Consider the following 13640-nt stretch of genomic DNA (forward strand, 5'->3'; position numbering starts at 1 on the left):
AAGCAAAACCTGTTTATATCGGTTCGGGTAGCCCCGTCGTCCGCTTTTACTCCTCGCGCCACCGCGCTATTCCGATCTTCGCTGTGGGGTAACCGCTTCCACCGGGTTTAAATCGGCAACAACAGTGCTGCTATTTAAGGATTGAGAAGTGAAAAGAGAAACTGAAAACATTCCGGCTGAGACGCTTGCGGGATACATTTCATAATTGTACTTCAAAGCGTGGATCCTGCAACGGTTTTAAAGTAGCAAATAAATGTTTCAAATCTTGTGTATCACAAGCGGACGCGTACGGGAGCAGGGATTTATTTCTTTCGTTGTTTGAATAACCAATTTGGTAGCGTTTCTCCTAAAAGTTGTGTCGTGAAAATATTGTCATGTGTTGTTGCTTTCAGTTTCCAAAAGCGAACGTTACTGCTCATCTCCTTATAAAATTGCTCATCGCTATTGATGGGGTTTTCGGTGTCGTCAATTCCGTGAATTAACCAAATAGGAATAGCTGCTAATTCGTTTATTTTGTCGAACTGTGGAATACCCGAAATGCTAATTCCTGCCGCAAACAGTTCCGGTCTTGCGGATAATGAATTAATTACTGTTGAACCACCCATTGAAAATCCAACTACATAAATCCGTTCAGTGTCTATATTTAAATTGGATTTTAATGAGTCAATAAGTTGTAATACAGAATTTAGGCTGGGTCTTGCTATCGAAGAAAGCACATTTCTCGATGTGTCCATTACATAATCAGAAGAACGGGTTGGAAATTGTGGTGCTAAAACGTATGCAGGATATTTCTTTTGAATATCAGGACTTGCAAATAGTTTTTGCAATAGTCCGAGCTGAGATTTATTGTCAGTTCCAATAGGTCGTCCTGAACCATGATAAACAACCACTAACGGATACTTCTCCGTAGATGTTAGTTGTTCTTTTTTCGGCTTATATAAACGATACTTAATTTCGATTTTTTCATTCCCGGTAAAAGTTGACGAATCAAACAGGTCGTTATCTAAACTTCTGATTTTTAACACCTCTTGTTTTGAAATAGTTGTGTCGGCAGTATAGTTAATAAAGGTTTGTCCAAATTGATTTTTATTGGTAGAACAGGATGTCAATAAAGCTATGGAAATGGATAAAGTGAAAAAAAATCGTGTCATTAATAATGTGCGGTAAAAAATCGACTGAATGTAAATGAATTTATTAAGATTACGAGTGATGGCTATTGCAACAGCGCTAACCGCTAGGGAAACCGCTAATCACGTTTTTGAGCAAACAGCCAATCCCATAAACCGGGTGTGATAGTTACTTGATTCCATATGTCATGGCCTTGGTCAGGAAATTCTGTATAATGTGGATGCCCTCCGGCTTTTTTAATTGCTTTAATCATATCTCTTGATTCCTTAACCGGCACATTTTTGTCTCGTTTACCATGAAAAGCCCATACAGGTAAATTAATAATTTTCGATGCAAACTTAGTATTGCCGCCACCGCAAATCGGTATGGCTGCTGCGAACATATCCGGCCGGGTACAGATAAACTGCCAGGTTCCGTAACCGCCTCGTGATATACCCGTTACATAACGTCTTTTTACGTCTATCCCTTGTTCCTTCAAATCAGAAAGAGCTTCATAAACTAAAGAATCTATTGATAAAACATCAGGTAGACCTCCCCATCCGGTGCCTGGCCTGCAATTGGGAACAAAAATGAATGCAGGATACTTTTCCCGGTAAGTATCACTTGACAACAGTTCAGCAGCACCAGCTTCATAACCATTATAAGGCAGACATATAACCAGCGGATACTTCTTTAGAGAATCGTAATTTTGCGGCTTGATTAAAATATATTGCAGCTGATCGCCTTTCTTGTCAGTAAAGGTTTTTGTGCCGCCAGCGAATCTTACTAATTTCTGTGCTTGTTCAGCATTATAGTTTTTCCAATATAAACTTGACGTGGTATCTACGATCAAGGATGCTCCTAATGTTAACGTAATTAGCGCTACAAGTCCCAATACAATTTCGAGATACTTTGGCATGCCATCATAACCACTACCAGCCTTTAATGTCCGAAGTTCGCTCAGGAAGTTCATGATAAAAAACAAAGAAATTAATCCTCCAGCCCTAGACGCCCCTTGGCTGATCGCTCCTAAAACTTTACTGATTTGCGGATTATGAAAATATATACTTCCAACAATTGCCGAAATCAAAATCAATCCGATCACCAAGCCATATCCACCCGTAACCTTTAACCAAAATTTTTCCCGTGTTTTGGATAGCAGAAGGGTAGAAGTATATAAAATGCTGGCAAATAAGAAACATAGCAGGGCTGGTAAATAATAACTTTTTAAAGCAAGTGATGAAATCAGCGTATATGTGAGTATGTTATAAATGGTGTGGGCCGCTAAGGCGATAATCCCGGTAAAAAATGCATACCGGTAATGTCGATGGTAATAATATTTCAATATCGTAATGGAACCTATAGTCGCGTTGAGATTCACCACAAAAAACCAAACAGCATAAGAGCTGAAAGTAAAGACCTCGAAACCAAGTAGAATACTAATCAAGCTGTTTATTAAGCCTGACATTATCGTAAGGGACAAGAAAAAGATCAAAACAATGTAAAAGCCTCTGGTCATACTGATTGGAATATTTTTGCCTGTTTACATTAGCACCTATTATTTCTTATATCGTTTCTTGATACCACCAACCTTCGCGAATGTTTTTATAATCTTTCCCTCTATCGTCAATTATAATTACTTCACAAATAAATGGGCTTTGTAAAATTCTGACGTTACTTGAATGTGGTAAGGTTTGTCGTAAATCAAATTCAATTGTCATTGTCGCTGAAGCTACAAAGTCCATCGCCAAACCACTGCTTTCTACTAATGTCAGAAACCATTTTACCTGTGGTCGGTGTTATCACCCTACCACCAAATGTGTTCCATATTAGTATAGTTGAATACCGACGGTCGCGGTATGGTGATAACACCAACCGCAGGTGAAATGACTGAGAACATTTAGTGATAGTTCATCAGGCGTTATCCTCGAATAACACCTGCGGTCGTGGTATGGTGAGAACGTCAACCGCAGGTGGAACTGTTTCCGGATTTTTAGTTTTACTCCCGGGATTTAATAAGAGCGTTATTTACCGCCCAGTTCATTCAAAATTCTCTGCGTAATAGCAACATGTTCCTTAAATACCGCTAATGACAAAGTTGCCAAATGCCTGCCCTGATTTTCAGCAGCTCCGGCCAGCTTACCTTTGCTTATGTAATTAGCGGCGAGATCGCGCAAAAATTCGTGGTTTTCGAGTTGTGCCGCAATGTATGCTTTGTCAAACTCAGGACCAGCCGGTGTATTGCTGATTTTAGCCAGTGTGGCTTTAGCTTTAGCGTCCATCGGAGGAACAGGTGTGCCTAAATCCGTTAAAACACCGGTGACAGCAATAGCCTCGGTCAGCTCAAATCCGGCAAATTCTTTAGCATTTTTATTGGTCGCTTTTGTTTTGGCAATCTGGCTTGTCGCCAGCGAAAGTTCGGCGGGTCCGATTACACCCATCCTGAATTCTTTTTCGTTTGAGGCTGCCGGATTACCGCTTAGGTTAGTCTCCGATGCATTAGCATTAGAAATGTTGAGAAGAGACGCTGCAAGTGATAGTCCCGCACTCATAGCAATTGTCCCTGTGACGGATTTCTTGACGAAATCTCTACGTCCCGCGTTGTTGTTGTTCATATTTCTGTTTTTAAATAGATGTCTTTTTTTAACAAGGCCCGAAGCGGGTTTGTTTGATAGCGAGCGAATTACAGTAAATGAAGCCGGGGCCAATGAAATAAATATTGTTGCTCGGATTTTACCTGTGGTCGGTGTTATCGCCGTACCACTAAATGTGTTCCATATAATGAGTAACCAAGTTGTCAGCTTGATTGCAATAATAGTACATTGCCGACGAAAGCCTATACTGCTCGGGCAATTCGCACAAGCCCGCTTCAACCGGATTATTATGGATGTAATCTATCTTTTGTTCGATGATCTCTCTGGTAAACATCGTCGCTTTGTAAGGTCTTCTTTCCCAAAAGTGATACATACGGTCTGACTGTGTGCTTCTGTATTTTTTTAGATCTTGTGGAAAATGCTTTATCAAGTTAAATTTTATCTGCTGTGCAGTAAATTTCAAAAATTGCTGTTGGACGCTTTTGTCGATCCATTCATCTTGCTTTCTCCACAGGACATGTACATGATTCGGCATGATTACGTATGCATAAATCCATATCCGTGATTCACGGACATGAAACTGCAAACTTTCCAGCACGATTTGCTGATGCCTTTCTTCCTTTAACAGCGGCTGCCAGTTTAAACAAGTAGCGGTAAAAAATTCTATGCCTGATTGCATAGTTGAATATAAACGAATTCGTATAGTTGGATGGCGACGGTCGCGGTATGGTGATAACACCAACCGCGGGGTGAAATCCCGGCAGAAGTATAAGATTACCTTTTACTGGTTGAATCGGCTCAATATAACCATATGAAAAGGCTTCATTTTTTACTTTACCCTTTGCATTTTGAACGGTTTGCCCAACTGCGATATATGAAAAACTTAAAAAAAATAACGATTTGTAGGTATTTCATTTTGAAATATTTGTCGATAATATAAGGTTGGCTCCAGCAATGGGACACTTGTGGCTTACAAATTTATCAATTCGATCAATCCGCCTGACGAAAATATCAATTCAATAAACGTAGCAATACTTATAAAATATAAACCTTAGGAATTATGAAATTTATAGTTTCGGCTTATACTGGAAAATAGAAGTAAGCTTGTCAAATAATCTCGGCTCCCGCAAGCGGGACGCTTGCGGGAGCCGAGATACATGAAGCAGCTATTGTTGTTTATTAATCTTTTGCCTTAAGCTTTGGTTGATGGCCTCAATTTTTTGATTAGCTTCTTTCAGCTTATTAACACGCTGTAATCTTTCAACTTTTTCGTCTAGGATTAGTTCGATTCCTACTTTAACTGCGTCAAAATGCATCAGGCAATCCTCTTCCGAAAGGGAATGAATTCCCAAGCTCATTATAGAATACAAAGCTTTGTTCTTTAATAAAAATTCTGGTAGATAATCAGTTAACAGAACAATTTTGCCATCCATCCTTTCCTTCCGAAACATTTCAGCATCTACTTTCTGCTCTTTAAACGCTAATTCGTAAGCTTCTTGAATAAGATCTTCAAATATTCTCCTTAAATATACAAAAGACCCTATTCCTACGCCATTCGCAGCTAATCCGACCGCCTTCCCTAATTCACGAAGTTTATCCTTGGAAAGAACACTACGATATTTTTTGAGATCTTGTATCTGAAAATCTGCTACAGATGGAAACTGACCAACTTTCATGAATTTGTTGGTTTTTGAGTCAAAATGGAAATAGTAAGTTAAGATATGACCATCTCTTACACACCGTATAGATGTACCTCTTAAACCACCATATTTCAAAATATATTCAAAGTCTTCTCCACCAGGATGCCCGTAGCCAACAAATGTTGTCGGTTTGTTGCCCAGAAAAGGATTGTTCCCTTCAACGGCATTTTTATCATAACTTCCTAGTGAGAAGGTTAATATATGTTTGAATGCTTCAAAGTTTTCGCCTGTAATCAAAAAGGGAGAGTACAACGGCATCTTAAAGAAAACATATTCTGCACTTAGCTCATCCATGCTTTTAATTTAAAGCTTAAAAATACATGTAAATAGGTTATCGGCTGTTTTTGATGATAAATATATTTAAAATTTAATTCGAGATTTGCTCAGGACATTCTTCGCGCGTGACCCTCCAACTTATTTTATAGAAGCCATCATATTTCCTGAACCAGCTGCCGTTTAGCCAGCTTCAACCATATACGCTACTTCTATTACTAAGATAGTTCTATCGGTCAATAACGACAGCCACGATTATTTTCACAATCAAAGACGTTATTTCACATATCGAGATGCACGTTGGCATTTCGAAAATTCTTTCTCGACCCGTTAACATCTGTTGAGGCTCAGCAAAAATGTATTCTTGGTCCGTGAAAGTTTGTTAGAGCTTCGTAAGAATATGTTCCTGCTCCGTAAAAGTTTGTTGGAGCTTCGTAAAGATGTGTTCCTGCTCCGTAAGAATGTGTTCTTGCTCCGTAAAAGTTTGTTGGAGCTCCGGGGAAGTGTGTTCTTCCACCGTGAAAGTGTGTTGAAGCTTCGTGAAAATGTGTTCTTGCTTTGTGATGATTTGCTGGTTGGCACAAAAAGCTCCCGGCTTTTTAAAAACCGGGAGCTGAGAAGTTAATTTCTGAAATGCAGCGCCGTTACCTGCTTGTATGTTGGTGAGTCAGTTCCAAATGCAGACTTCAGGTACGCTTTAACAAGGTTTACGACATTATAAATCCCCGTGTCGCCGTACAACACCGTGTCACGCTGGTCGCGGGCATTCGCCAGGGCGTTGGCCGACTGGATTACCGCCGTATTCGCCGCTTTCAACCGCTCGATCAACGCATTTAAAGAAGTGATTTTCAGCTCCTCTTCATTGGGCTGATAGCTTGCCTGCATGGAAGCTGTTTGAACTAAATTGCTGAATGATTCAATCTGGCTGTCGAAACCCTGCTGCGAAACGGACCGTGTTTTTACAGCTTCTTTGGCTAAAGGATCAACGGTAACAGCAACCGCTCTTTTCCCCTGGATTTTTCGATTGGCCGTTTTCGCATCATCCAGCGTCTGGCTCGATACGCCCATTGCCTTCATAGAATTCATAATGCGTGTCGACAATTTTTTCAATGGTTCAAACGCCATTTCCCGGTTGTTAGTAGCGTTGTCATATGCCGCTTTTGTTAAGCGGACCTGCTGAATAGCCGTTTGCCCGCTGAGAATCAAAGCAGAAAGCGCTTCGGGTTTAATAAGTGAATTGGAAGGATTGTACGATGCGCCGCATCCGTTGCATACAACGATCAGGTCTTCCAAATTGGCCACGTTTTTCTCGTGACCGGTTTCGTTTAGTTTACTCATCTTGTGTAAGATTTAAGTTTGATAATTGGGTTTATTAATTTGAATATAATAAAATTCGTAATCGGAAATAAAAGCGATATTAAAATTAAACCACTGTCATTCTGACGAAGGAAGAATCTGTTTTAGCAGCATTGAATCGGTAAACTTCTGTCGGTCTTCGTCGCTTAAAGATCCTTCGTGCCTCAGGATGACAAAAGCGTCAACCGGAACTCGATTCAGGTCCTGGCTTGGTTGTACTGATCATTCTGATGAAGGAGGAATCTGTTTTAGCAGCACTGAATCGGTAAACTTCTGTCGGTCTTCGTCGCTTAAAGATCCTTCGTTCCTCAGGATGACAAACGCGTTAAACCGGAACTCAATTCAGGTTCTGGCTTGGTTGTACTGTCATTCTGACGATAGGAAGAATCTGTTTTAGCAGCGCTGAATCGGTAAACTTCTGTCGGTCTTCGTCGCTTAAAGATCCTTCGTTCTTCAGGATGACAAACGCGTTAACCGGAACTCGATTCAGGTTCTGGCTTGGTTGTACTGTCATTCTGACGAAGGAAGAATCTGTTTTATAGCAGTACTGAACCCGGTAAACTTCTGTCCGATCGTCGTCGCTTAAAGATCCTTCGTTCCTCAGGATGACAAACGCGTTAAACCGGAACTCAATTCAGGTTCTGGCTTGGTTGTACTGTCATTCTGACGAAGGAAGAATCTGTTTTATAGCAGCACTGAATCGGTAAACTTCTGTCGGTCTTCGTCGCTTAAAGATCCTTCGTTCTTCAGGATGCCAAACGCGTTAAACAGGAACTCGACGACTACGCTATCCAAAACACAACGATATTAAACCGCCCGCTTTTTTGCCGACACCAGCAACCAAACAGCCATCGACCCATAAATAATATAAACCAGCGGAAGGTACAGTGAGGTATCCAGTAAAGTTCCCAGCGTATTTTCTACGTTTCCATAAACGGTTACCATACGAACCGCTAGCCGCAGCGCATTTATTAAGAAAGCAGCTTTGAGCAGCCAGACGATGGATAGTAAGCTTTTATAAGTGAGGAAAAGCAGGAAACTTCCGAGCATCTGTGCAGCCATCAGCGGAAAATACAGAGCGCCCTGAACCCGCTGGATGACGGTAACGATCAGTATAATTTGTTGCCTGGTGCTTGAGTTAGCGGAAGTATACGCTTTGGGTAAATACGTTTGGATATAGAGAAGTTCAACAGAGCGCATGATAATTTCCAGGAAAAAGAAAACGAAGAAAGCTGAAAATGCAATGATAGACCAGGCTTTATTATTTGCGTAATTGTCAAAACAAAGGGTGAAAAATAAGTAGAACAATCCGAACATGGCAATCAGCATGAGCCATGATCTTATAATATGGAGGGTATTTGCGCCCGCTAAAAAATCATCCAGAAAATTACCTGTTTCGGGTATTTTGTCAAATACCCATGCCTGGTAAGATTGGATAATGATGTAGATAATGGCAGTTAATCCCGCGCCGATTTTCATGTTGCTTGTAACCATATTACATTTTTGTTGAATGTTATTAATGATTTGCGGCGGGCAACCGGAATAAATATAATTACAAAACAGCGACTGGTAAAATTATCGCGTTATGCCATTCTGACGAAAGGAAAAGCCCGTTTGATAGCAGCATTGAAACTGCTAAACTTCTGGCGATGTTCGTTGTGTACGATCCTTCGCGCCTCGGGATGGCAAATTCGTATGACTGCTGCGTTAATATTATGGCGAAGCCGGAAATGCCGGTAGTAAACGTTCGTCTTGCAATGATTAATAAAAATGTCACATTGAGGCGCCCGAAATGCGACATTTTTATGAAACGAAGCAAGCAATTACGGTCAGGCTGAGGTGCTCGAAGTCCCGTAATTGCTTGCTTCGTTTCATAAGTAAATAATGCTACATCCCCTGCCAGTTAAACCCGGTCGAAGTGGATACCGGCCCGTGGCTAAGGCCCTGCAGTATGAACGAAGAACGGGGCTGACTTTAATCATGGCAACTGCCTTGCTTTTCAAAAATTATCATTCCCTTTTTGTCCATAAAGTTCCGCAGGGCTCTGCGGATTGACAAATAGAATACAGTCTCCGACTCGCCCGGTGAAATGGATCCGCCAATCTCAATATGCATTCATCCCATAACGAAACCCATTCCATTTACATTATCCTAACATTACGATAATTGTTCCTTAATTAACATCTAATGTTCAGGTAACATTGCGGTAATACTTTTGGCAGGAACTAAACTAGCAAAAGTGAAATATCTTCTAAAACGCTCAGCGTTACTGGTACTCTTAACAGTGCTCGTAACCGTCGCCTTTGCCCAAACCGGAAAAATAACGGGTAAAGTAACCGACAAAAAAACAGGTGAAACATTAATCGGCCTTTCTGTAAAACTCGACGGATCAGCGAAAGGTGCATCAACCGACGTAAGCGGCAATTATGCCTTAACAGGACTGGCGCCCGGCAAGTACACGATTGTTTTTTCATATATCGGCTACCAGCCTAAACGTATTACGGATGTCGACGTTCAGAACGGTAAGCCGGCCATTGTGAATGTAGTAATGGAAGACGCACCGTCGCAACGATTGGCGGAAGTGGTCATTACTGCAACCGCAAGGCAGGAATCGGTGAATTCGTTGTATGCGGCGCAAAAGAACAGGGCCGTTATATCCGACGGTATTTCTTCGGATCAGATTACCAGAAGTCCGGATAAAAGTACTGGCGAAGTTTTGAAACGGGTTAGCGGTACTACTATCCAGGACAATAAGTTCGTAATCGTTCGTGGTTTGGGCGACCGTTACAATAATGCCCGCTTAGACAATGCCAGCTTACCAAGTACAGAGGCAAACCGGAAAGCGTTTTCTTTTGATATCGTTCCATCAAACCTGGTAGATAACATTGTGATTAGCAAAACCGCTACACCGGATCTTCCGGGAGATTTCGCTGGTGGTTCAGTACAGATCATCACCAGGGATATTCCAGCGCAGAACTTCTTCACGGTAAGTTTAGGAGCAGGTTACAATTCACAATCAACTTTTAAAGATTTCTATTACGGGCCGAGATACCTTTCTGATTATTTCGCTTTCAATACAGAGCGACAATTGCCAACTACTGGCTTTCCAAAAAATACCAGCCAGACTTTGTCTCTAACGCAGGAGCAAAGCACCGCTGCTATAAAAAAACTCCCTGGTGTATGGAACATCGGAAACTCGCTGGCAGCGCCATCGCAAAATCATCAGCTGAGTTTAGGGAGAGTTAAAGACTTTAACAATGGCGGGCGTTTCGGCGTGATTGCGTCGTTAACCTACCGTAATTCGCAAACAACGGTACCCGACGCGGAACGCACTTATTTGTTTTATGACTATGATGATCGCGTTAACCAGTTTTCTACCGCGATTGGTGCACTGGCAAACCTTTCGTACACTAAAGGAAAAAATAAATTTAGCTTCAAGAATTTGTATAACCGGATTCTGGAAGACCGTTTTACCTATCGGGTAGGTTCTGATTTCACCCGCTCGAGTGATTTGCAGTACTATGCTTTTGATATGCTGCAAAAAGGTTTGTTGAAAACATCCGTGGAAGGTGAACATACACTCGGCGCGAATAAAAACAGGTTTACATGGAACCTGGCCTATTCAAATGTTATAAACAATCAGCCGGATCAGCGAAAAATTGGTTACCAAAGAACAATTACAGACAGGGATAATCCAGAAGTGCCTTACCTGGCAAGTGTGCTTTCGATCAACAAGGAGAATAACAGGCTGTTTTCCGACCTGAAAGAAAATATCTATAACGGAGGTCTTAATTACCAGGTTCCGTTGAAGATTTCCAGTCAGCCTGCAACACTGAAATTAGGCGCCGGTACGCAGTATCGTACCCGCGATTTCGCCGCCAGATTGCTTGGCTCCGTACTAAACGGATTTGATGAGGATGTACAAACCCGCCCAATAAATACTTTATATGGCAAAGACCTGGTAAACGCGAATTATTACAGGCTGGATGAAATCACAAGTTTAACCGACTCATACGATGCTAATTCCCTGACGAGCTTCGGTTACGCGATGCTGGACAATAAACTGGCAAATAAGTTGCGCGTTGTATGGGGGTTACGTGCTGAAAACTTTAACCTGAAACTTAATTCATTCCGTACATCCGGCGAGCCTTTGAACGTAGAACGCAATGATTTAGACTTATTGCCGTCGGCCAACTTCACCTATGCCCTTACTCCAAAGTCTAATTTGAGAGCTTCTTATTACCGGACATTGGCAAGGCCGGAATTTACGGAACTTGCCCCATTCGCTTATTACGATTACGAAGTGTTGGCGGTAAGGCAGGGTAACGAGAATCTGAAAAGCACCAATATTGATAACGCCGACTTACGCTATGAACTTTATCCCGGAACCGGCCAGGTGTTTTCAGTATCAGCTTTTTACAAGCATTTCAACAATGCTATCGAGCCGAGCATTGATGATGTAAATTCAACGCCGACCATCTCTTACTACAACACGAAACAGGCGGTTAATTATGGTGCCGAACTTGAGTTCCGTCACACGTTAGGCTTTTTGAAAGATAATTCCGAGTCGCTTAACAATACAACGATCTACGTGAACGGTGCTTACATTAAATCAAAGGTTAACAATCCTGCGAATGCTGGTTACCTGCGCGATAATCGTCCAATGGTAGGCCAGTCGCCTTATACTATCAACGCAGGATTGCAATATAATGCGTTTCAAAACGCGCTGAATCTAAGTGTTCTTTATAACAGGATCGGCAAGCGTATCACTAGCGTGGGTGGTCAGCGCCTGGAAAACGTTTGGGAAAATCCGAGAAACGTTCTCGACTTCCAGGCGAACTACCGTGTGATTAAAGGTAAGGGACAGATCAAACTGAATGTAAGCGATATACTGAACAATCAGTCATTGTTCTACTTTGACTATGATGGAAATGGAAAATATACACCGTTACAGTCAGCCCCTGCAGATCCCAATATACGCCAGGATGAAGTGTTCTCACGTTTTAAGCGTGGCGTTGACGCTTCACTATCATTCTCTTATAATTTTTAAAAATAAGTTAACAAACACTTAACGTCATCTTGATGCTGAGTTTATCTCGCAGAACGAATTTTGAACAATAAATTAATAGCAAACAATAACAAAAATGAAAAAACACTTAATTAAAGTTTTATTAGGATTATCATTGTTCTCGGCAGCATGCTCGAATAAAAATGATGATGAGCCTATACCGGAGCCACCTGTAACAGGAAGTGTTGTGGAAGTTTCTGGTGACATTAAAGCAAATACTACCTGGACAGCAGATAAAATTTACTTATTAAAAGGATTTGTTTACGTAACTGACGGCGCTACGCTAACCATTGAAGCAGGCACATTAATTAAAGGCGATAAAGCATCAAAAGCAACATTAGTTGTTACAAGAGGCGCGAAAATTAATGCAACCGGAACTGCTGATAAACCGATTGTATTTACATCAAACCAGGCAGCCGGCGCAAGAAGAGAAGGCGACTGGGGCGGAATTATCCTTTTGGGTAAAGCTCCGGTTAACCAGGCTGAAGGTGTTAAGATCGAAGGTGGGCTTGATGCTAAAAACGATCCTGCTAAATACATTCAGTATGGCGGGTCAGACGCGGCAGACAATTCAGGCATTTTGAAATATGTACGTATCGAATTTGGAGGTATCCCTTTCTCAGTTGATAACGAGATTAATGGTTTAACAATGGGCGGCGTTGGTAATGGAACAACAATCGACTATGTTGAAGTTTACCGTTCAGGTGACGATGCTTTCGAATGGTTCGGCGGAACCGTTAACTGTAAACACCTTTTAGCTATCGGATCATGGGATGATGATTTTGACACTGATTTTGGTTATTCTGGTAAAATACAGTTTGCATTGGCTCAGCGTTACCCTTTAGTTGCAGATCAGTCAGGCTCTAACGGTTTTGAATCTGATAACGATGGTAACGGTTCGACGTTAACTCCTCAAACTTCAGCGGTATTCTCCAATGTTTCTATCGTTGGCCCATACGCTGACGCTACTACTAAAGTTAATGGCTTCTTCCAGCATGCAGCACAAATAAGAAGGAATTCAGCAATCAGTGCATTTAACTCCGTATTCGCTGGTTTTCCCGAAGGAATTTATATCGATAATGACACTAAAACTGCTGGCGCTGAAACTTATAATAACTACGCTGCAGGGAAACTAGTGTTCCAAAACAACCTGGTGTATGGTTGCAATGCAAAGTCTAATGAAGTAAAAGGACAAAGTAAAGCATCTTTTGAAACACAGATCAGAACTGAGAACGTGTTTAATTCATCAAGCTATGCTAACGCTTTAATCACTGATCCTTATAAATATCCTGCTGATATAGTTGCTTCGACTTCGGCAATGTTAGGTAGCCCTAATTTCACAGTAAAAGCAGGTACGCCATCTGAAACAGGCGCAGCGTTTACTAATGCGAAATTAGCAGATGCTTTCTTTGAAAAAGTTACTTACAAAGGTGCTTTTGGCACAACTGACTGGTCTTCCGGCTGGGCTAACTATGCACCTCAGGCATTAGCTTACGATGCTCCGGGAAAAATAAAATAACATCATCATACGCTAATACATTT

The 13640-nt window shown here is 41.4% G+C and carries 11 protein-coding genes; 2 read left to right on the top strand and 9 right to left on the bottom strand.

Annotated features, from left to right (window positions below):
• Nucleotides 1-302: 302 nt before the first annotated feature.
• The 9 genes from GS399_RS19065 to GS399_RS19105 form a co-directional block, all read right to left on the bottom strand.
• Entirely contained in the window at nucleotides 303-1151 is an 849-nt protein-coding gene (locus tag GS399_RS19065; RefSeq protein ID WP_160846259.1) for a carboxylesterase family protein, read from the bottom strand.
• A 95-nt stretch (nucleotides 1152-1246) separates the two neighbouring features.
• Nucleotides 1247-2554 (bottom strand): carboxylesterase family protein, encoded by a 1308-nt coding sequence (locus GS399_RS19070; protein WP_160846260.1) that lies wholly within the window; start codon nucleotides 2552-2554, stop codon nucleotides 1247-1249.
• Between the two features lie 577 nt (nucleotides 2555-3131).
• The gene (locus GS399_RS19075; protein ID WP_160846261.1) at nucleotides 3132-3722 is read right to left on the bottom strand and encodes a DUF4142 domain-containing protein; all 591 of its coding nucleotides are present in this window, start codon (nucleotides 3720-3722) and stop codon (nucleotides 3132-3134) included.
• Nucleotides 3723-3870: 148 nt separating this feature from the next.
• The gene (locus GS399_RS19080) at nucleotides 3871-4380 is read right to left on the bottom strand and encodes an REP-associated tyrosine transposase (protein WP_160846262.1); all 510 of its coding nucleotides are present in this window, start codon (nucleotides 4378-4380) and stop codon (nucleotides 3871-3873) included.
• A 487-nt stretch (nucleotides 4381-4867) separates the two neighbouring features.
• The gene (locus GS399_RS19085) at nucleotides 4868-5695 is read right to left on the bottom strand and encodes a hypothetical protein (RefSeq protein ID WP_160846263.1); all 828 of its coding nucleotides are present in this window, start codon (nucleotides 5693-5695) and stop codon (nucleotides 4868-4870) included.
• A gap of 600 nt (nucleotides 5696-6295) precedes the next feature.
• Nucleotides 6296-7012: a hypothetical protein gene (locus GS399_RS19090; RefSeq protein ID WP_160846264.1), complete on the bottom strand. Its 717-nt coding sequence runs from the start codon at nucleotides 7010-7012 to the stop codon at nucleotides 6296-6298.
• 355 nt (nucleotides 7013-7367) lie between these two features.
• Nucleotides 7368-7544 (bottom strand): hypothetical protein, encoded by a 177-nt coding sequence (locus tag GS399_RS19095; protein WP_160846265.1) that lies wholly within the window; start codon nucleotides 7542-7544, stop codon nucleotides 7368-7370.
• Between the two features lie 293 nt (nucleotides 7545-7837).
• Complete coding sequence (locus GS399_RS19100) at nucleotides 7838-8524, bottom strand: hypothetical protein (RefSeq protein WP_160846266.1); 687 nt, start codon at nucleotides 8522-8524, stop codon at nucleotides 7838-7840.
• 58 nt (nucleotides 8525-8582) lie between these two features.
• Nucleotides 8583-8831: a hypothetical protein gene (locus tag GS399_RS19105; RefSeq protein WP_160846267.1), complete on the bottom strand. Its 249-nt coding sequence runs from the start codon at nucleotides 8829-8831 to the stop codon at nucleotides 8583-8585.
• A gap of 438 nt (nucleotides 8832-9269) precedes the next feature.
• On the opposite strand from GS399_RS19105, the gene GS399_RS19110 reads away from it, so the two are divergent.
• On the top strand, nucleotides 9270-12080 hold the full coding sequence (locus tag GS399_RS19110) for a TonB-dependent receptor (RefSeq protein ID WP_369410137.1): 2811 nt from the start codon (nucleotides 9270-9272) through the stop codon (nucleotides 12078-12080).
• A 94-nt stretch (nucleotides 12081-12174) separates the two neighbouring features.
• Nucleotides 12175-13617, top strand: coding sequence for a beta-helix domain-containing protein (locus tag GS399_RS19115; RefSeq protein ID WP_160846268.1), 1443 nt, complete (start codon nucleotides 12175-12177; stop codon nucleotides 13615-13617).
• Nucleotides 13618-13640: the final 23 nt, after the last annotated feature.

The sequence above is a fragment of the Hufsiella arboris genome, from assembly GCF_009834875.1.
In the GTDB taxonomy this organism is placed as follows: Bacteria; Bacteroidota; Bacteroidia; order Sphingobacteriales; family Sphingobacteriaceae; genus Hufsiella_A; species Hufsiella_A arboris.

Bases quoted from the DNA above. Each gene is read 5' to 3' on its own strand.
- GS399_RS19080 (WP_160846262.1), bottom strand. From the start codon at position 4,380: ATGCAATCAGGCATAGAATTTTTTACCGCTACTTGTTTAAACTGGCAG.
- GS399_RS19100 (WP_160846266.1), bottom strand. From the start codon at position 8,524: ATGGTTACAAGCAACATGAAAATCGGCGCGGGATTAACTGCCATTATC.
- GS399_RS19115 (WP_160846268.1), top strand. From the start codon at position 12,175: ATGAAAAAACACTTAATTAAAGTTTTATTAGGATTATCATTGTTCTCG.
- GS399_RS19075 (WP_160846261.1), bottom strand. From the start codon at position 3,722: ATGAACAACAACAACGCGGGACGTAGAGATTTCGTCAAGAAATCCGTC.
- GS399_RS19095 (WP_160846265.1), bottom strand. From the start codon at position 7,544: ATGACAGTACAACCAAGCCAGAACCTGAATCGAGTTCCGGTTAACGCG.
- GS399_RS19105 (WP_160846267.1), bottom strand. From the start codon at position 8,831: ATGTCGCATTTCGGGCGCCTCAATGTGACATTTTTATTAATCATTGCA.
- GS399_RS19085 (WP_160846263.1), bottom strand. From the start codon at position 5,695: ATGGATGAGCTAAGTGCAGAATATGTTTTCTTTAAGATGCCGTTGTAC.
- GS399_RS19090 (WP_160846264.1), bottom strand. From the start codon at position 7,012: ATGAGTAAACTAAACGAAACCGGTCACGAGAAAAACGTGGCCAATTTG.
- GS399_RS19065 (WP_160846259.1), bottom strand. From the start codon at position 1,151: ATGACACGATTTTTTTTCACTTTATCCATTTCCATAGCTTTATTGACA.